17 protein-coding genes, 1 tRNA gene and 1 pseudogene are annotated in these 19,873 nt (G+C 47.6%); 6 read left to right on the forward strand and 13 right to left on the reverse strand.

Annotated features, from left to right (window positions below; all coding sequences use genetic code 11):
* Positions 1-174: 174 nt before the first annotated feature.
* Together dusA and tal are read left to right on the forward strand one after the other, a co-directional pair.
* The gene (gene dusA / locus QMA35_RS00640) at positions 175-1,182 is read left to right on the forward strand and encodes a tRNA dihydrouridine(20/20a) synthase DusA (protein ID WP_281645191.1); all 1,008 of its coding nucleotides are present in this window, start codon (positions 175-177) and stop codon (positions 1,180-1,182) included.
* Entirely contained in the window at positions 1,179-2,141 is a 963-nt protein-coding gene (gene tal, locus QMA35_RS00645; protein WP_281645192.1) for a transaldolase, read from the forward strand. Before dusA ends, tal begins: the two co-directional genes overlap by 4 nt.
* A gap of 72 nt (positions 2,142-2,213) precedes the next feature.
* Here the strand turns inward: tal and QMA35_RS00650 are convergent, their stop codons facing one another.
* From QMA35_RS00650 to QMA35_RS00660, 3 genes are all read right to left on the reverse strand, one after another.
* The gene (locus QMA35_RS00650; protein ID WP_281645193.1) at positions 2,214-2,711 is read right to left on the reverse strand and encodes an STAS domain-containing protein; all 498 of its coding nucleotides are present in this window, start codon (positions 2,709-2,711) and stop codon (positions 2,214-2,216) included.
* Entirely contained in the window at positions 2,708-3,892 is a 1,185-nt protein-coding gene (locus QMA35_RS00655; protein WP_281645194.1) for a SpoIIE family protein phosphatase, read from the reverse strand. The genes QMA35_RS00650 and QMA35_RS00655 overlap by 4 nt, the downstream gene beginning before the upstream one ends.
* A gap of 224 nt (positions 3,893-4,116) precedes the next feature.
* Complete coding sequence (locus tag QMA35_RS00660; protein ID WP_281645195.1) at positions 4,117-4,833, reverse strand: VacJ family lipoprotein; 717 nt, start codon at positions 4,831-4,833, stop codon at positions 4,117-4,119.
* Positions 4,834-5,321: 488 nt separating this feature from the next.
* Between QMA35_RS00660 and QMA35_RS00665 the strand changes: the two genes are divergently transcribed.
* Positions 5,322-5,397: transfer RNA gene (locus QMA35_RS00665), tRNA-Arg, on the forward strand.
* Between the two features lie 155 nt (positions 5,398-5,552).
* Here QMA35_RS00665 and QMA35_RS00670 read toward each other — a convergent pair.
* Entirely contained in the window at positions 5,553-5,684 is a 132-nt protein-coding gene (locus QMA35_RS00670) for a hypothetical protein (protein WP_281645196.1), read from the reverse strand.
* Between the two features lie 124 nt (positions 5,685-5,808).
* Positions 5,809-6,396, reverse strand: a complete 588-nt coding sequence (locus tag QMA35_RS00675; RefSeq protein WP_281645197.1) for a hypothetical protein — start codon at positions 6,394-6,396, stop codon at positions 5,809-5,811.
* A 307-nt stretch (positions 6,397-6,703) separates the two neighbouring features.
* Here QMA35_RS00675 and QMA35_RS00680 point away from each other — a divergent pair.
* A pseudogene (locus tag QMA35_RS00680) lies at positions 6,704-7,265 on the forward strand (IS6 family transposase).
* A gap of 374 nt (positions 7,266-7,639) precedes the next feature.
* Positions 7,640-7,780 carry a hypothetical protein gene (locus QMA35_RS00685; protein WP_281645198.1) on the forward strand — a complete coding sequence of 47 codons (141 nt, stop codon included), beginning with the start codon at positions 7,640-7,642 and terminating at the stop codon, positions 7,778-7,780.
* Here the strand turns inward: QMA35_RS00685 and QMA35_RS00690 are convergent.
* The 6 genes from QMA35_RS00690 to QMA35_RS00715 all read right to left on the reverse strand — a co-directional run bounded on the left by QMA35_RS00690 (position 7,773) and on the right by QMA35_RS00715 (position 14,934).
* Positions 7,773-8,885 (reverse strand): ISAs1 family transposase, encoded by a 1,113-nt coding sequence (locus QMA35_RS00690; protein WP_281645199.1) that lies wholly within the window; start codon positions 8,883-8,885, stop codon positions 7,773-7,775. The two genes, QMA35_RS00685 and QMA35_RS00690, sit on opposite strands and share 8 nt — an antisense overlap.
* Before the next feature lie 176 nt (positions 8,886-9,061).
* Complete coding sequence (locus QMA35_RS00695) at positions 9,062-11,215, reverse strand: hypothetical protein (RefSeq protein ID WP_281645200.1); 2,154 nt, start codon at positions 11,213-11,215, stop codon at positions 9,062-9,064.
* Positions 11,216-11,540: 325 nt separating this feature from the next.
* Positions 11,541-12,137, reverse strand: a complete 597-nt coding sequence (locus QMA35_RS00700) for a transposase (protein ID WP_281645201.1) — start codon at positions 12,135-12,137, stop codon at positions 11,541-11,543.
* 83 nt (positions 12,138-12,220) lie between these two features.
* Positions 12,221-13,420, reverse strand: a complete 1,200-nt coding sequence (locus QMA35_RS00705) for an NnrS family protein (protein WP_281645202.1) — start codon at positions 13,418-13,420, stop codon at positions 12,221-12,223.
* A gap of 164 nt (positions 13,421-13,584) precedes the next feature.
* Positions 13,585-13,770: a hypothetical protein gene (locus tag QMA35_RS00710; RefSeq protein WP_281645203.1), complete on the reverse strand. Its 186-nt coding sequence runs from the start codon at positions 13,768-13,770 to the stop codon at positions 13,585-13,587.
* 168 nt (positions 13,771-13,938) lie between these two features.
* Positions 13,939-14,934, reverse strand: coding sequence for a transposase (locus QMA35_RS00715; protein WP_281645204.1), 996 nt, complete (start codon positions 14,932-14,934; stop codon positions 13,939-13,941).
* 322 nt (positions 14,935-15,256) lie between these two features.
* Between QMA35_RS00715 and QMA35_RS00720 the strand changes: the two genes are divergently transcribed.
* Positions 15,257-15,979 (forward strand): hypothetical protein, encoded by a 723-nt coding sequence (locus QMA35_RS00720; RefSeq protein ID WP_281645205.1) that lies wholly within the window; start codon positions 15,257-15,259, stop codon positions 15,977-15,979.
* Positions 15,980-16,264: 285 nt separating this feature from the next.
* Here QMA35_RS00720 and QMA35_RS00725 read toward each other — a convergent pair whose 3' ends face one another.
* Both QMA35_RS00725 and QMA35_RS00730 read right to left on the reverse strand, forming a co-directional pair.
* Positions 16,265-16,711 carry a DUF411 domain-containing protein gene (locus QMA35_RS00725; RefSeq protein ID WP_348650918.1) on the reverse strand — a complete coding sequence of 149 codons (447 nt, stop codon included), beginning with the start codon at positions 16,709-16,711 and terminating at the stop codon, positions 16,265-16,267.
* A gap of 29 nt (positions 16,712-16,740) precedes the next feature.
* The gene (locus QMA35_RS00730) at positions 16,741-19,863 is read right to left on the reverse strand and encodes a CusA/CzcA family heavy metal efflux RND transporter (protein ID WP_281645206.1); all 3,123 of its coding nucleotides are present in this window, start codon (positions 19,861-19,863) and stop codon (positions 16,741-16,743) included.
* Positions 19,864-19,873: the final 10 nt, after the last annotated feature.

Below are 19,873 nucleotides of genomic sequence, written 5' to 3' on the forward strand. Positions count from 1 at the left end.
CAACATTCATTAAACAGGAACCGAAGTTAATATAGGCACTGTTCTGCAAGAGTGTTAGTTAGACAACCGCCCCTTGCTGAAAGAAGATGGTCGCTATAGAGTAGCTGCCCCATTTCTTATACTCGATGATTGACTGGCAAAACCTTGATCAACCAACAGGATTCAAACTGCAACATGACCGGAACAGCCCCTTTGAACCGCAGGCTCTCCGTCGCACCAATGATGGACTGGACAGATAGACACTGTCGTTACTTTCTACGTTTGATATCCCGCCACACTCTCCTATACACCGAGATGGTCACCAGTGGCGCATTGATCCATGGTGATCGGGAACGTTTTCTGCAATACAACGAAACAGAGCACCCTGTAGCTCTGCAGATTGGCGGCAGCAACCCCACCGATCTGGCCCAGTGCAGCCGCTACGCAGAAGAGTGGGGTTATGATGAGGTAAACCTGAATGTCGGTTGCCCCAGTGACCGGGTTCAAAATGGTGGTATTGGTGCCTGCCTGATGAAAAAGCCAGCTTTGGTTGCCGACTGCATTAAAGCCATGCAGGACAGCGTTTCCATTCCTGTCACCGTTAAACACCGCATTGGTGTTAATGGCCGGGAAAGCTGGGACAACCTTGTCGATTTTGTTGGCCAGATCGCCGACACCGGTTGCAAAACCTTTGTCGTGCATGCCCGTATCGCCATACTGGAAGGCCTCAGCCCGAAAGAAAACCGCGATATTCCACCACTAAAATACGACTGGGCGTATAAGCTAAAGCAAACCTTCCCAGAGCTTGAAATTATCCTTAATGGTGGTGTAACAACGCTCGATCAAACTGAGCAGCACCTGAAACACCTTGACGGTGTAATGATCGGCCGGGAAGCCTACAACAATCCCTGGGTACTGGCTGAAGCCGACCAACGGATTTTTGGTCAGGAGAATCATTCATTCTCCCGACATGATGTTGTTGAAAAAATGATACCCTATGTTCAACAACACATTGATAGCCATGAGAAACACTCTCTCAACCATATTTCCCGTCATATGCTAGGTCTTTTCAATGGCATGCTTGGTGCCCGACGTTTTCGCAGGCTTTTGAGTGAGAACGCACACCGCCCCGATGCTGTAGCGGAACTGTTGAGAGAAGCCAGTGTTTTTTGTCTGCCTCCAGAAACCGGAACGATGGTATGAACAACCAATTAGAACAACTGAAATCTCTGACCACAGTAGTTGCCGATACCGGTGATATTGACGCTATTCGCCGCTATCGTCCTCAGGATGCCACCACCAACCCGACACTATTACTGAAAGCGGCCACTCTTCCTGCCTATCAGGAGCACGTGAAGGCAGCACTGGATTTTGGCAAGCAGCAAGGTCGTGGTCAGACAGATATCCTCCACCATGCCACAGACAAACTCTCTGTTCTGATCGGAAAGGAAATCCTCGGTATCATTCCTGGCCGCATTTCAACAGAAGTCGATGCACGCTTGTCTTTCAACACTCGCGCAACGGTTGATAAAGCTCAGAGACTGATAGAGCTTTACGAAAGTGAAGGCATCAGTAAGGATCGTGTGCTGATTAAAATCGCATCTACCTGGGAAGGTATTCGTGCAGCGCAGAAGCTGGAGAAGGAAGGCATTCAGACCAACCTGACTCTGCTGTTTGGTTTTGCCCAAGCTTGCGCCTGTGCTGATGCCGGTGTTTATCTGATCTCGCCTTTTGTAGGCCGGATTCTGGATTGGCACAAAAAAGCTTCTGGACGTGACAGCTATCCTGCTGCGGAAGACCCAGGCGTTCTGTCTGTATCCCGTATCTTTAACTACTACAAAGCCAACAACTACAACACTGTCGTTATGGGAGCCAGCTTCCGTAACACCGGTGAAATTCTGGAGCTGGCGGGCTGTGATCGACTGACAATCAGCCCTAATCTGCTGGAAGAACTGGAAAACAGTACAGAGTCTGTTGAGCGTAAGCTGGACGCCAGCAATCCAAGCACAAACGATCAGCAAAACTCTATGGCAGAGAACGCATTCCGCTGGGCAATGAATGAAGATGCCATGGCAACAGAAAAGCTGGCCGAAGGCATCCGGAACTTTGCTACGGATCAGGTAAAGCTGGAAAACTCGCTGGCAGAGCTGATTAAGAACTGATTCCAGCCATAAAACAAAAATGCCGCTATCTGTTTACAGGTAGCGGCATTTTTTATATCTATTGATGAGTCCTTAACTGGCTTTGCAGTCCCGCTCCAACCGGTGAACCAGATCCTGGAACTCCTGCCGGTTATGCTCATTCAAATCCATCAAGGTTTTATGAGCAGACAGAACTTTATCCATAACTTCCTGGTCTGCGCTTTCTTCACTGGGAAGATCCTGCAGCACTTTCACACCTTTATCAGCGGCTTCTTTCACAATCACAAAAACTTTATCGAAGCCCATTGTCATCAAAATTCGATTAATGTCATCATTGGTGGAAAGAATGGTTGGCACAAAGCCAAAGCGTTTCTGGGACTGGATAGAAAGCCTGGCCAATAAACCAAGGGAAGTACTGTCAATACCCTGAGTTTCAGTCAAATCAATAATAACTGACTTAATGCCCGGTTGATTGAGGATGGTATCAAGAGTTCTGTCCAGTGTTGAACAAAGTGTTAATCGCACATCCCCAACAAACTTCAGAATAAAACTGCCGTCTGACTCGGCATACTGGATTTTTCCCGTACTCATTCAGCCCTTCCGCCTAACACCAGCAAGGCAATATCATCCGGCGCTTCATGCAAATCCTGCACATCCAGCCGCGACATCACTGTTTCCGCAGTATCAGCTTTTTCATCAATCACTGACAGCAGGTACTGCTCTTTTTCCTTCAGGGTTTCCTGAGGCAGCACCTCAAGAATCCCATCTGAAAAGATAGTTAATGTAAATGGACCAGACAAGTCAATCGTCACATCGACAAATTTAGCGTCTTCAAACAGACCAACCGGCAAACCCTGACCCTCAATATACCGGGATTCCCCGCCCATACTCAGAATGGGTAGCGGGAAATGCCCTCCTATTGAATAGGTTAGCGTGTTAGCACGGGTGTCAATCACACCGCCAAAAACAGTCACATGTTTACCCAGATCACTGCCGAGAAGATTGTGGTTAATAGCGGATAAAACCTGAGACGGGTGGATAGCATCTCTATGCCCCTTGGCCTGATAATCCTGTAAAAGGGACATCGACATATGCTTCAGAAGCACCGTCACAAAGGCTGATGAAGCACCGTGTCCGGAAACGTCAGCCAGGTAGAAGCCAAAACAGTGCTCATTGATAGAGAAATAATCAACAAAATCACCGCTAAGATAGAGCGAAGGCACTATCTGATAATCAATGGAAAAATTTCCGAACTGGAAAGGGCCTTTGGGTAGCATCTTCATCTGCACCTGACGACCAGCTTTTTGATCCGTTCTCAGGACTTCCAGACTCTCCCGCAGGGATTTTATCGCTTCTTCCAAACTCTCACGATACTTGCGGTTCTGCAGAGCCAGCTCAGCGTTATCCAGAGAGCGATTAACGGCATGCTCCAAAACCTCTAAATCGACAATTGGCTTAATGATGTAATCGCTGGCGCCCAATCGCAGGGCCTCAACCACATCAGCCATCACTCCCGCACCAGAGACTACGATAAAAGGCGTTTCCGGAGACTCTTCCCGAACCCTGCGCAACACACCCAGCCCATCAAGCTTGGGCATGCGTAAATCGCAGAGGATAAGATCAGGGGAGTGAGCGCGAATGACTTCCAGGCCATGCTCGCCATTTTCAGCTTCAAGAACCTGAAAGCCGCTATCTTTGAGGTAGGCGACAATACTGTCCCTGACGATAGCATCATCGTCGATCACCAACAGCGTATTATTTTCCCTGTTCATAACCCACCCTTCCCTGGCCGGGTAGACAAAAAGGATCGGCCCATACAGAAAGGCTGAGCTTATATTCCATCACCATCACTGGATATCGATGAGCCAATAAACATAACGGCTTTGACATTACTCCCTCGCAAGTGACTGTGCAAGCTCATGAGAACTGAGAAGGATAGCGGAAAAGTGTTGAAGGAGCAGAGGGAGGAGCCTCCCCCTGGCAGACAGAAATAATCTTAGAAGTCATCCTGGGGGACTTCCCCGGTAATCAGGAAGTCGCGACGCTGGAGATAGGCATCACGAATAAAAGTGTATTTATCCCCGACAATCAAACCTTCCTGCTTAAGCAGCTCAGCTCGCAGACTAATGAGATCGGATACCTGTAACATCAAACGGTCATGGCTATCATTCACATTCGTTACAGGGTCGACCATCATGTCAGGATAGAGCCCAGCTGTTGAACGAACAGTGCGCGGACCGAAAAACGGAATAACAACATAGGGCCCGGCAGGTACATGCCAGTGAGCCAGCGTTAAGCCGAAATCCTGATACCGGTAGTCCAAACCAATTTCTGAACCAACATCCAGCATCCCCAGCATGCCGACCGTACTGTTAACTACAAACCGTCCTGTAGTCACTCCAGCATCCTTGATTCGGAATTGAAGGAGAGCATTGGCCAGGTTGCGAATTTCTCCGAGGTTCTTGAAAAAGTTAGAAACCAGCCCTTGAACAGGATCAGGTGTAACGGTGTCATACCCCGTAGCCACTGGCTTTAGAACCCAAGCATCCAGTTTATCGTTAAATGCGAAAGTTACGCGATTAACGGGCTCCCACGGGTCGTTATAGTTAACTGTAGCCGCCTGCAAAGTACTGGTGCAGCCCAGTACCATAAGGAATAGAACCGTTTTCAAACCTGCTTTATATCGATGTAGCATAGCGCTCTCACCACTCATATTACCCAGAAACTCTTGTTGTTATCGGCCTTGATGAAGGGAGTTATACCCTTCATCGGCCTGCAAAGTGCCCCATAGACTGTGCATTGGGCACCATCAGAGTCACATATCACAAAATCGCTAAAAAACATGGAAATCATAGCGAGTATGAATCAGCCGCTGAAAGAGCATATCCCTACCAAAATAAGTAGACAGGCTCCAGTCCTGCGCATCCAATAGAAAAGACTATCTTCCTGCAGAAATCCTCCAGCCGCCTTCCAGACATACAAAAATACTATTAGCTGATAGGGTAACCAAATAAGAGAATCAAAAATAGAGAGGTGAGAAGAGGAAGATTTACCGCACAGAACTGCGTCATATCGAATTTCCTCAGTTAAACGCAGTTAAGCTATTGGAGATATTGGCAGAGTTTCGTTAAGATAGCGCAGTTCCCGCAACGTTAGTTGGCACGCAAGTCTGTGGAAGGGAGCTATGCTATGAGCATTCCGGTCCCCATAGTTCAACCGGATAGAACAGTCGCCTCCTAAGCGATCGATCCAGGTTCGAGTCCTGGTGGGGACGCCAACTTTGATACCAAGACTTTCAGCCGATTTACCCAAAACCCCAAGAAACCACTTTTTCAGATTTAGTCATAGTTACGGTCATAGTTATGACACCACTGGAAACCGGTTCTTTTTTTGAGGTTTGGTCACGCTGTTCTTCCTGCCTTTTGGTTTGTGTCAGCAATGGTCACCCATATTACGAATATTTATAAACAAACCTTCATCAGACCAGCCATAACCGGCGACTTTGGAATAGCCTGACAACAAAGCAATGGTTGACAAACAGACACCCAGAATCGTCCGCGTCATACCAGCTATCCAAATCATAATAGCTACAGAGAGTAGCCTTGGATTTCAATGGAGGAGTATCTCTTGATTGCCTTTCTGCCACAAAAGGGCTGCAGGATAAAAAAACCGGCAGGAAGCCGCTTAATTAAGCGGCTTCAGTCTCTTCAGGTTTTTCCTTTTCTTTTTCGAGGTTTTCCACCTTTTCTTTCAGAGCAGTCAGTTCTTTATTAAGTTCATCTACTTCTGATTTACGGCTACGAGCAAGGCGGGCTGTGTCTGCAAGTTGCTTTTTGAGCTCTTTAACTTCTTTCTGGGCTGCGGCAGCCTGTTTGACTTTCTTATCCGGCTCCATATGGCGGAGTCGTTTCAGTTCAGCCTGATCAGCTTTTCCCTGTTTAATCTGACTCTGTAACTTTTCTTCAAGGGTTTCCACCTTACGGAGGGCCTTACCCTTGTCCGCCTCCAGAGTCGCAATAGAACTCTGGCTCTCTTCAAGCTGCTTCTGCAAGCGGCTGGTTTCCGTTTTACTCTTATTGGCGAAGGCTTTCTGATCAGAGCTTTGGGAAGATAGCGTTTTAATTTGCTGCTGGGCTCTGCCCAGGTTCTGCTCCAAGCCATTAAGACGCTGCTGATAAAGATTACGGATTTTCTCTTCACAGGTCTGGAAAAATTCAATGCGGTATTCAATGACAGCTTTCAGGTCAGCTTCAAGCTCTTGTTCTCTGCTAAGCACGTTGAGAAATGACTCCTTGTTATTTGGGCAAAAATCTAAGTTCACCAGTGGAGAATATATCAAAATCAGTGAGAAGGCGTTCTCTTTGTTTGTTATTGTTCGTTTTTCTCTCTGTAAATAATGGCAACAGAACTGTGAAATGGCCACCTCGGGGAGATAACCTCACAACAAATACTGCTCTGAAACAATCTTTTTACTGCACACATAACAGGTATGTAACTATTTATTGCTCGCCAAAAGAGCTGTATTGCGAACACAGATCAAGCGATCCGAAATCCGCAACTTTTCTTACTTTGAGCTTTCTCGGATGAAGTTTTCCGGTCGCCACTTCCCCTTAGAGATCATTCTTCAACCTATACGATGATACGTAAGCTACCCTCTCAGCTATCGAATGATTGAGGCGTTGCTCACTGAGCGTGGGATTCCAGTCGATCACACCACCATCCACCGTTGGGTTGTGGCGTATGCACCTGAACTGGAAGCTCGGCACCGAAAAAACAAACCGTCAGTAAAAGCTTCATGGCGTATGGATGAAACCTACATCAAGGTCAAAGGTCGCGAGTGCTAAAAGCGGCAGCAACACAAGTGCACTCACTTCTATCAATGCAGGGCTCGACGACGGTGACCCAAAAATCACCATTTATCAGAGCAAGCACTTGAACAATATCGTGGAGCAGGGTCATCGATTTGTGAAAAGGATTACCCGCCCTATGATGCAGTTCAAGGATTTCTATTCTATCAGGGCGGCACTCGCTGGTATTGCGCTATCTCATATGCTGAGAAAAGGCCAATATTCAGATTCTGAATCAACGAAGCCGTGGGAGTACTTTTACTCTTTGGCGGCATACTTTTACTCTTTGGCGGCATAATTGTGCCTGGAGAATATTGACTTTTGGTTTATCTGAAAATTTGCAACAGAACCCCAAAATTTCCTTAATCATACGCAGACTGAGAGGATAAGTGATATACCAGCGAACAGCCTGCAGAACGATATCTTTGGGGAAGTGACGACCGGAAAACTTCATCCGTGGAAGCTCAGGAGTGGAAGAGGTTGCGGATTCTTGCTGGTATGGTCTGAGTTTGCAACAGAACCTTCCTACTGTAACCCACACCATTCAGAGGTAAATACTAGCTATCCTCCCCTACATCCTCACCATTAAAATGCCAAGCCACAGAGATTCTTTAATCCAACGCTAAACGAAAGTGCTACATGGACGGTATCAAAAACGTTCAGGAGGGCTTTATGACTGAAAATATACAGACTTCGGTCACTCCGGAAGTACTGAAACAGTCGATTATCTCCATGGCCATTGAGTCCTGGAGGGTATCGAAAATCTTTGACCGCATCCTCAGGGCAATCTCATTTGGCCATCTGCTCAAATAACACCCTGCAGCAGTAGTTCAAGATATTCATCATCAGCCGCTGCTGTAAGGCGCTTGTTTTTTACGCCCAGGTTTTCAGTTTTCTCCTGAGTCAGCAGATTCAGGGCTATTTGCCTGAACACGGCCATGTTTTCAGCACCACTCCCCTTCCTGATCCGGCATTCATCTTCCCGAAAACCGATATCAAGAACCCAGTGGAGGTTATTTTCGACCGACCAGTGCGCACGTACGGCACTCAGAAAGGTTTCTGCATCGGTGGCGAGACTAGAGATAAAGTAACGCCGTTCAATACTGACATCATCACCGACATGCCGCTCACCTTCAACAACACCAATCATGTTCAGATCTTTCCAGTTGTTACGCTGCTCAAGCCAGTCAATATCTGTACTCACCCAGCATCTACGGATCTCTATACGTCCATGGTTCTTATCGAGAGTTTCATGATGGCTGGCGGATTCTGGCAGAGAATCCTGACGGGTCAAAGGATCCAGAAAAAGCTTAATGTCGTCATGCAGCGTCTCATGGTTGCCTTTAACAGCCAGCAGATAATCCGCTTTTTTCTCTCGTATCTTTTGGGCGATGCTTTTCTGGCACCCCATGGCATCAGTACTGATGATGCACCCGCTGATTTCCAACATATCCAGCAGGGTTGGGATGGCTGTTATCTCGTTAGATTTCTCTGCCGTTTTAAGCTGCCCCAGCACCATGCCTGTCTCGCTGGCCCAGACATTGACCATGTGAATAGCTGCTTTATCATTTTTTTTGTCATGGGAGCGTCGTATGGTTTTACCATCAACAGCGACGATTTCACCATGGGTTCGGTCTGCAATGGCACTCACCCACTTGATAAAACATCCACGGAACTGCTCAGGATCCAGTGTGGCAAAGACTCTGGTAAACGTGTGGTGAGAAGGGACACCATGCGGTAAGGGAATGAACCTGCTGAGCCATTTGGACTTGCGTTTTCCCAGCTTCGAGACCATTTTCCAGTCATCTGCACCACAAAGAATCATACAGACAGCCATAAAAACAAGGTGAGGCAACGGATAGCGGTGGTTGTCAGCACGAAACTCTTCGAGATTGGAAAAGGCGTCAAGCAAAGTCATTAGGGGGCACCCTGAGCATGGGGGCTCAGAATGCCAGAAAGCACCGATGGATTTATTGCTTCAGGCCAAATGAGATTGCCCTGTCCGGCATTCTGGGCAATATTGATGTTATTGGCCAGTGAAGCTACCTGTCAGTATTTATTCACTCCGACCCCTTTTCTAGGGCCTGTTGTGGGTTATTTTTGTGTGCCCCCCCAGTAGTACAGATGCCAGAACTCTGGTTTATCGCTGAGATATTCTAGCGATGTCATAATACTGCTTACCCTTTCTGGGGCTTTACAGAATTCACATGTGTGTGGAAGAGTGCCACCCTTAACTAAACGGTGAAGCGGATAATCTTGCCTTATACCTTTGATGCAATTATTAAGCTCGCAGGCGCTAGGGGCGGGAGATTTCGTCAGTTGGAGTAACCCTCCATACCACCCCCCCTGGGTTGTCGTGTCATTAAACTGATATTGCTCTTGTTCTCCTTTTCTGTGTTTTTTTTGTTTTGTCTTTACTTGCTGCTGTTGTACGACTGCCACCTCCTTTGGCCTACTCATTATTTTATACACTATGTGACTAGCGGGTTTGATTACTTTTATATTAAGCAGAGGAGTGAAAATTGTATCATCACTATCATAAATCAAATGCTCCAAACCCATCTCTACATTTCTTAAGTGTCCCTGATTGTAGAACCGCATTCCTTCTTCAGTATCGAAGGGGCTGTTACGAACGTCAGGAAATGTCGGGTCAGAGAAACTGCCAACGGAAGCGGAAGAAGCATTAGATACAGCCGTTGAACGACGATTTGCAGTTCCAGGTTTGTTACCCTGTTCAGATATTCTACCGCCTGCAAAAGAAGCGAGTGGAAAGGAGTGAGGTGCTCCAGGGGCTTCTATATAGTATTCACCGTCACTGCCAGTAGTAGGGGTAGGGAGGGAAGCAGGCTGAGAGGAGGAGGTCAAGACAGCACCAGGTTTCATATAGAGATCACTGCTCTCCGCTTCGTTAAGTTCAGATGGAGTGGAGCTGTCAAGCTTGCCATCCCCGGGGGCCTTCGCTTGCAGTGAGCCATCGGTTGTAGATGACTGGTGCTGCTGACCTGTGCTTGTTATGGTCCGTTTCCGTGGTTTAGGCCTAGGAGGCCTGACAGCATTATCATCGCTGCCCATTGATAACTGTTGCATCATAAGGGTGACTTCATGACTTTTGACAGGGACCACTGGAGGTGGTGTATGAGAGGGAGGAAGCCATGGTGAATGCCTCTCTAATTTCTCTTTTAAACTAACTTGAACCAACTCTGGCAGATACCTTTCTTCATCATGCCACTTTGGTATATAGAATGGTCTCCTAACATCTGGCTTTAATGGTAACGACGGATCCAATGTCATCTCAATCAGTTGAGTAGATGTATTCAGTCTGTTGAGTGTTAATAATTGAGTACCGCTGCTTGCCAATATAATGGCACTGTTTTTTTTAACATCATTATTCTGTACAATAAAATTCACTGTACCCAGAGCCAAACTGTTAGTTCCAGTATGATCTGCCTTGTAGTTAACTTTTAAAAACTGGAAACGCGCCCCCTCACCTCTATCAATTGTTATTTGAACGGCTATTGATGCTTCATTGTCATGGCATCCTAACTCGTTAGCAATATCAAATTTCTTTATTGTGTTTATTGCTGTTTGTACGATCCATGAATCCTCTATACCACCAAATTTCTCGATTATACTCTCACCAGCCACTCTGACAGGGTCATCAAAATCAACAAGCCCCGCTCCAAAGGCGAATTCATGCTGATCACCCTCCTTCCTTTCAGAGTCTAACCGGAAGGAGAAAAAAACATCCTCGCTATCGACAGTTTCATAGATTGCATCATCCGGAAGAGGGGCATGACCGTCAGTAGTCGTTACACTCTTTGAGGAAGCCTCTATCTTCCGTTGATATTGATCATTCAGCGGTAGATAAGATGAATCCTTATTTATAAGATCACGTGGCGACAGAACAATTATTTGTTGTGTATCACCGTAATTTATTCCTAGTGCCAGGTCTTCAGCATTAACGCCTAATTCAATCCTACCCCCAGCCACAACCTCACCAATAACATCACTTTCTCTCTTCCCCACCACGCCAGAGAACGTTTGATACCGGAAAAGCGATTGAGAATCAAGATTATGTTCTCCATCCACGTTTATGGTGACAGTGTGTTGTTGCTCTTTGTTATCATTAACTTCAGAATAATGATGCCATAAGCCTCCAGGAAATATAACATCAACCCTTGGAAGTGCAATTGCAGAGCAAACATAACAACATAACAAGTTCACTAGAGCTGGCAGAATAATTTTCAACAAACACATCCGCATAACAACAGCCTCTGAGTTGCGCCAAATGTAAACCATCACTCATCACGAGCTTAAAAACGCACTCCAGCATCATAGCTCACAAATTTTTATTACTCTCCTACTCCCTTAAGCATTCAGGAGACTAGCTTATATCCAAAGTAGATCAAGAAAGACATGACACTGAATTATTGGCATCTTGATTTAATTTACAATCAGCAGACTGGTTTAAACTGCATTAGTCTCCTACCCAAGCCAGATGATTACATTCAATTCTTTGAGATAGCTTTTACTAACTACATGCTTTTCAACAATGCCTTCAATATTAGCCTCGTCAGTAAAATCTGTGGGTCATTTCAGGCTCGGGGAGCTTGCCGAGGGCATGATATAAAGCAATTTCCGCACATCTGTAGGTTCTGAAGCCGTAAGATTTTCTCATAGTGAGTTTTATTTTGGTGTTCAGACCTTCAACTATTCCGCTGGAATACGCCTTCCTGGCCCTGAACCAGTTCAGAATAAGAGGCTTATGTCGTCGGATTGTTTTAACGACTTTCTTCATCGGTTCCAGCTTTGACCGCATGACCCGTGTGCTCCACCGATCAAGATATTTTCCTGCCCAATGCGGCGAGACGTATTCCCAGAACGCCTGGAATTCCTCTTTGAGAAGGTAAGCCCTGACACTTTTCAGGTTGTACTGGAGCACCGTGTTGAGTTTGATCTCTTCTTTCTCTGTGAGATTCTCCTGTCGCTTCAACAAACACCAGCGGGACTTTTTGAGAACGGGTTCGTAGCCGTCAGCCTGAAGTTGTTTGTGTTCGGATGCTCTGATTTCATCAATGGCTTTGTTGAGCATGGCAACGATGTGGAACCGATCCAGTATGGGGAAAAAAAGGAAAAAAGGGAAAAAAGGGGAAAAAAGGGTCAGGTTCATTTTTTTAAAAGAGTAAAAACAAACCTGACCTTCTCTTCCCTCTCTACTGCTATCTGCTAAGGATCTCTGGCAGAGCGCGTATATTAACCACTCTTGCCATCCACCCGAGGGCGGCTAAGAATCGGCAGATAAATCACAAAGAATATGCCATAGGCCATCAGCCACAGGGTGATGCTGATCATCAACCACAGGTTGGTTTGCAGGGGTAGCAGGGCTGGCAGTATGCGGACAATCGCTGCGGCAGCAATCAGAATAAAAGACAGTGCAATGGTTTTTCCTGTCTTCAGTGGTCGTCCGGTATGCCCGAGAGAGACACGGCTGATCATGGCCAGTATCAGGCCACCAATGCCGCCTACTGTCAGGGCGTGAATCATAATCGATGAAGTTACGCCCGTGTCCATATAATGCAGAAAGGCCAGAAACAGCCCTAGCACAATAAACAGATAGGAAAGATGCAGGGACCAGAGCAGGGGGATACGCAGGGTTTTTCGCCCCTGCCAGCTCGTCAGTCGGCTGAGGTTGGCAATAGCGGCGATGAGAGCGATGAATCCTGTTAGTTGGGGAAACTGATCATCGGTACCAGACAGCATCAGCAGAGTCAGCAATACTAATGGAATAATGGAGCCAAGCTCTCTGGGCTTATTGGTTTCCGGCTTGGGAAGCTTAAGCCGGTTGGCAGTAAAGAAAGGAATCACCCGACCACCCAGAATGGCCATCAGCAAGGCAACCAGATAAATGCTGCCATAAGCCCCCTGCCAGGCCAGAGTGTAATCACCAGCAATAACTCCCGCGTGCATAATACCGCTGGCCAGTGCCATCAGCAGCAGAACGGGAGTAAACATCAGATTGCGCCACATTTTCACTCTGATGACATAACTGGCCATAAGAGCGGCGGTGATCACCGGAAAGGCAATATCAATACCGGCTATCAGCATCAATGGAACCGAGCCGGGAACCAGCAGCAATACCCGTCCTGCCAGCCATAAACCAAACAGCAGCATTAATGGTTTGCCTTTGATGGCGGGAACCCCGGTCCAGGTTTGTACTGCTGTCAGAAGAAATCCGGCAATAATGGCCATGGTAAAACCGAACACCATTTCATGCATATGCCACCACAGCATCCCACCGTATGGCTGCAGAGTCAGGCTGCCAAACAGTGACAGTCCCCAAAGCATCAGGCTAATCATGCTGAATAGTACACCGGCAAGAAAGAACGGCCGGAACCCTAGTCGAAACAGGGCTGGTATACGTTCTTCAAGGGTAGGATCGGATATCTGCATCATAGTGACGACTCTTTATACACTGTTGCATCTATCTAACGCTCGAATGGCAGTTGATGCAAACTGTGTCGTATAAAAAGATAATTATGATCAAGCGCTCTTGAGGGGAGAGTCTGTGAACTCCACAGCCTTCAGGGGCTGTAGAGTTCTTCATGGGAGCCGTGTGGTTACAACTTTTTGACGTTCACCTCTGCTTGATCGTTATCCAGTGCCAGTTTGTAGCCAAACGACACATGGTGGTAACGAGCGCTGGTATAGTCATCATGAATGGCAAAGCCAAAGTTATACACCTTGCCGAGAGAACAAAGGAGAACAAAGGGAACAAGAACAAAAGGGACAAAGGAAAGGGACAAAGGAAAGGGACACCCACAGAACAAAGGCAGAACAAAAAACAACTATCAACTAAGCGTCAATAGCAGCATGCTCCTATAAGAACCAGGAAATCATAGAAAGAGGTACAACTTTTTACAGTAGAAAAAACTCTTTGGGCAATGGTCAAAAGGAAAGGCGTATCACGAGGATTAACGTGCAGGGAACAGCCGCTGGCTGGCTCTTACCCCTTGCACCCAACGCTGACCGAGTGTTTCAGCATAACTCTTCAGCGCATTAACTTTCCCCACAGCATGAGTAAAGTGATGCCCTCCCGGAGAGAGAACTTTCACCCATTCATCCGCATCAATACCCAGTCGTATCAGAATTGAAGGCGAGCCAGAAAGTATCGCTCCACGCTTGTCATCCCGAATGGCACGGCCAGACCAGTCGACAAGTTCCATATAATCAACCAGCGAAAACGGTATGGCTCTCACTTTCGACTGCCCTTGTACGCCCAAAGGTTTGACCTGTAGAGGCTGGCAGCGTTGCTGTGTTTCTCGTGATGTTTGCCATTGGCGAATACGTAGTTGCAGTGAGGTGTAGTCTGAGTTTTCTGGTTTGCTGGCCATACCCGCACGAACGGGGTTCAAATCTACATAAGCCATACAGGACAGCAAGGCTGCATCATCCAGCAGAGCCTGACTCTTGAATCGCCCCTCCCAAAACCGGCCTTTGCAGCCATCTTCTTCATTAGCTTTACGAGCTAAATGTTCATTCAGGCAACGCATAAACCAACTGATATCCTGCAAGCGATTGCGATACTCTTCAGCAAACTGGCTCACACGGTTTTGTGAGGCTTTGTCCAGAGCAGAGCCTGCCAGGAAACGTTGTACCAACAGTGGCCCACTGAAAAGTTGAGTCCAGCGTTCCAGGACGTCTCTGTCACTCCAGTTTTCGCATACTTGCTGGTCGACATACAGCACCACATGATAATGGTTCGACATCACCGCATAAGCGCACACTTCTATCGCAAAAACAGACGCCAACTCTTCCAACCGATCAACAACCCAGGCTTTACGGTGCTCATAATTTGTACCCGTCAGGTGATCCTCTCCCCACAAATAAGCCCGCCGAACACAACGGGCCATACAGTGGTAGTAAGGTGTCGTTTGAGCATCGATCAGAGAACGGCGGGCACGGGTCATAGTGATGATGACTACTGACAGAAAGATGGTGCAAAGGTAGTCCCCGTGCCGGTGGTGTCAAATCTGTGGGTGTCCTTTATCTTTTTTTATCTTTTCGTGAGTCTCTGCGACCATGGTCTGACAGGTTGAAGGTGTAAGACTTTAGTCTCAGACTGGGGGAAATTTCGGGCATAACGCCGAGGTGTTGCTTCCGTTTCTTTTTTGGAACTGCTTATAAAAGAACGTTCATTCTCTCCACACTAAAGTTCAATGGTTGCTCTGCAATAACCCTTCGATACTGAAGATTGAAGAACAACAAACTTAAAGGCAGGGAGACATTATTATGACAATGAGATATGCAGCAGCTACCACACCTCCACACAACAGCTCTCCAACCGGGATGGCGGGTAAAGCTACAGATTTAGATTCAACAAACTCAACAATAAAGCCCGTTGTAAGTGAGTCTCATATTGCCATGGCCCCCTCTCGTTCAGACACCAAATTGTCTGACGCACAATCCAAAACAATAGATCAATATAAAGTGACTTTTTCCGATAAAGCCAAGACCATTGCTAAGTTCTTACTGATACCATTTGTTGGCATACCGATTGGCATATACAAGGTTATGACCATGACGCCTCTCACTAAAGTTGATAACCAGATAGATGTTTTGAATGGGCGTATGAGAGTTGAGAACGCATATATGGGGTTTATTAAAAGAATTGCCGCACTGGATTTAAAGAACTATAACAGTGTGGTTGATGACAGTCAGCAATTAAATATAAACATTTCTAATCCGAAGGGGTTTGATAGTCTCTGCTCAGATGGCGTTCTGAAAAAATTAGAGGATCAGAAGGCTGGCTGTGATCAGGATTCATGCTTTATATTCTCAGATGAAAGACTGAAAGCGCTGGCAAAGAAGAAAAAGTATATTCACAGGTTAATTGTGTCTATTAAGGCTCTTCGGAAGGGAAAGGAAGAAATTCACAGAATAGAAGGTGAACTCCAGACTAAACAGAATGACAGAGCAGTACTTTTGGTGTGCAAAATACCCCAACTGATTTAACAGCGTTCTGTTGAAAAATGAGGGTTTCCGGATTGATTTGTCAGTATGACGCCAGCAATTCAAACCAAAAGATAGCCCTCAAACTTTCGTGCATTAACAAATCAGATTTCCTGCGTTCTTCAACTGCTGCTGGATTAATACAATAAGTGCAATCGATTGAAATTTCAGATGTGAGTCAGCTGCTGGTACATTTCGTAGCCAATTACCGTATTTAACCGATTTTGCTAAAGAAAATATAATTCTCCTCAGCAAAATCGTCTTCATGAATACCATTAGATAGAGTGTTTAATGACTGGCAAACACCGACTTATGACCATCCTTGGTATAACTGAACGTCTGATAATCATCCTTACGATCACCATACTCCATACCCGGAGACCCCATTGGCATTCCCGGGACAGCCAGTCCTTTCACGCCTTCAGGTTTCTCGGTCAACAGACGGATAACGTCTTCTGCCGGTACGTGGCCTTCAATAGCGTAATCACCGATCATGGCGGTGTGGCAGGAACGGGCATTAGCCGGAACACCTGCGCGGTCTTTGTATCGGGTTACATTCTGAACATCATGGTTCATCACCTTGAAGCCATTCTCTTCCATATGTTTTGCCCACTCGGAGCAACAACCGCAGGTCGGTGACTTGTACAACATCACCATCGGCTTTTCTGTGGCAAAACTAGTGGCAGAGCTCAGAATCAAAGACGCACCCAGCGCCAGCACTTTCAGATTTTTCATGGTTTCACTCTCCTGGTTTTTAATAGTCTTCAGTTATCAATTTTGCGGCTATGCCACAGGTAGTAAATAGCGGGAACCAACACCAGTGTGACCATTAGAGAACTGGTGATACCGCCAATCATCGGTCCGGCGATACGCTGCATCACCTCGGCACCGGTTCCATCGTTAAGCATCACAGGAATCAAGCCAAACAGGATGGTACAAACCGTCATCATAATGGGGCGCAGTCTCAACACGGCACCATCCATAACCGCCTCACGAACATCTGTCTGCCTGATGTTTTTTCCCTGTTCACTGATTTGTAAACGACGCTCGTTCAGTGACTGATTCAGGTAAACCAGCATCATAATGGCGTTGCCCACCGTAACCCCAGCCAGCGCAATAAAGCCCACGCCGACAGCCACCGAGAAGTTGTAGCCCTGCAGATACATCAGCCAGATACCGCCAATCAGGGCAAAAGGCAGGGTGCCCAGAATAGTGACCACTTCAAAGGCATTGCGGAACGTCAGGAACAGAACAACAGTGATAAAGAACAGGGTAACCGGAATGATGATCGACAGGCGTTCATTCGCCCGCTCCATATATTCATACTGTCCGGTCCAGTCCAGGGCATAACCCGCTGGCAGTTCCAGCTGGTCAGCAACTATGGATTGTGCCTCCCGTACATAGGAGCCCAGGTCACGACCTTCGATATCGACCAGTACCCGGCCTGCAGGCCGGGCATTCTCGGAACGAATGGCTCCGGGGCCGTCTTCGATATAAATATCGGCTACATCTTCCAGAGCAATGCTCTGTCCGGCAGGAGTGACGACCGGCAGGGTTTTCAGGGCTTCCACCGAATTTCTGTAACTCTGTGGATAACGTAGATTCACCGGATATCGTTCCAGACCTTCCACAGTACTGGTGACATTCATACCGCCAATGGCTGACGAAGCCACTTGCTGAATATCATTGATATTCAAGCCAAAACGAGCTGCTCGCACCCGGTTAATATCCACCTTGATATAGCGACCACCAACAACACGTTCGGCGTAAACCGAAAGGGTTCCGGGTACGGGCTGAAGGATTTTTTCCAGCTTACGACCAACCTCTTCTATCACCTTAAGGTCCGGACCTGTGACCTGAATGCCAACCGGTGTTTTAATCCCCGTAGACAACATGTCGATACGGGTACGAATAGGCATTACCCAGGCATTACTCACCCCCGGTAGCTTAACCAGAGATTCCAGCTCCGCTTTCAGGGAATCCGGTGTCACTCCGTCACGCCACTCATTGCGAGGCTTAAGCTGTACCACGGTTTCAATCATGGTCAGTGGTGATGGATCAGTGGCGGTTTCGCCCCGTCCCACCTTGCCAAAGACGGTTTCTACTTCTGGTACGGTTTTGATCAGCCGATCGGTCTGTTGCAGCAGCTCTCTGGCTTTACCCACCGAAATACCGGCATAAGTCGTGGGCATATACATCAGGTCGCCCTCGTCCAGCGGTGGCATAAACTCGCTGCCGAGTTTTGACGCAGGCATAAAACCAACCACCATCAATACAGCAGCACCGGCCACCAGTGTTTTGGGCCAGCTCAGTGACAGTTTTACAAAGGGACGATAGGCGCCCATGAGTGCTTTATTGACCGGGTTACGATCCTCCGGCATTACCTTGCCACGCACCAGATAGCCAATCAGCACAGGAACCAGAGTAATGGTCAGGCCTGCGGCCACGGCCATAGCATAGGACTTGGTAAAGGCCAGGGGCGAAAACATGCGCCCTTCCTGCGCCTGTAGACTGAATACCGGCATAAAGCTCACGGCTTCAATCAACAGGGAGAAGAACAGCGGCGGGCCAACTTCCAAAGACGATTGTCGTACAACTCTCCAGCGGTTTGCTGCGGTGATCGTCACCCGTTGCATATGCTTGTGGAAGTTTTCAATCATGACAATAGAACCATCCACCATGGAACCTATGGCAACAGCGATACCACCCAGAGACATGATATTGGCATTCAGTCCCTGCAGATACATGATCATAAAGGCGCCAAGAATACCCAGTGGCAGACTGATCACGATCACCAGCGATGACCGTAAGTGCAGCAAAAACAGAGCACAAATGGCCACCACAATACCCAGCTGAATCAGTAGCGTATTGGTCAGGGTTGAAATAGAGCTGTCTACCAGTTTTGAGCGGTCGTAGGTGGTGATGATCTCAACACCTTCAGGCAGACCGCTTTGTAATTCGTCCAGCTTGGCCTTTACCCCATTAATCACCTTCTGGGCGTTCTCGCCGAAGCGCATAACGATGATGCCGCCAACCACTTCACCTTCTCCGTCCAGATCAGCAATCCCCCTGCGCATCTGGGGGCCTGCTTTTACTGTGGCGACATCACCCACCGTCAGAGGTGTTCCGTCGTCTGTGACCATCAAGGGGACTTGTCGTATATCTTCCAGACTGGAGAGATAGCCAGTAATACGCACGATGTATTCCGCTTCTGCCATCTCGATCGCTGAAGCACCAGCCTCTCGGTTGCCCTGCTGCAGGGCCTGTTGCAGTTTCTGCAGGGGAATGCCGTAAGCTCGCAGTTTATCGGGGTCAGCCACTACCTGATATTGCCGCACCATACCGCCAACGGTTGCCACTTCACTGACACCGGGTACCGACTGCAGCTGAAACTTCAGAAACCAGTCCTGCATACTGCGCAGTTGGGCCAGGTCGTGCTGGCCGGTTTTATCCACCAGTGCATAGTTAAACACCCAGCCAACACCTGTCGCATCAGGCCCCAGTGCTGTTTTGGCTTCGGGAGGCAGGCTGGACTGTATCTGATTCAGATATTCCAGCACCCGCGAACGAGCCCAGTACATATCGGTACCATCTTCAAACAGAATGTAAACGTATGAACTGCCAAACATGGAAGCACCACGCACATCCACCGCCCCTGGCACAGCCATCATGGCCGTGGTCAGCGGGTAAGTGACCTGGTCTTCCACCAATTGTGGCGCCTGCCCGGGATAGTCGGTTTTGATGATCACCTGCACATCCGAAAGATCGGGCAAGGCATCCACCGGCGTGTTGCGGGTCACCCAGGCACCACCAAACAACAGCGCCACAGCAGCCAGAATCACCAGAAAACGGTTTTCCAGTGATCCGCGAATAATCGCTTTGATCATGGTGTGTCTC

Origin of the sequence: Parendozoicomonas sp. Alg238-R29 (assembly GCF_947331445.1) — a bacterium.
Taxonomy (GTDB): Bacteria; Pseudomonadota; Gammaproteobacteria; order Pseudomonadales; family Endozoicomonadaceae; genus Sansalvadorimonas.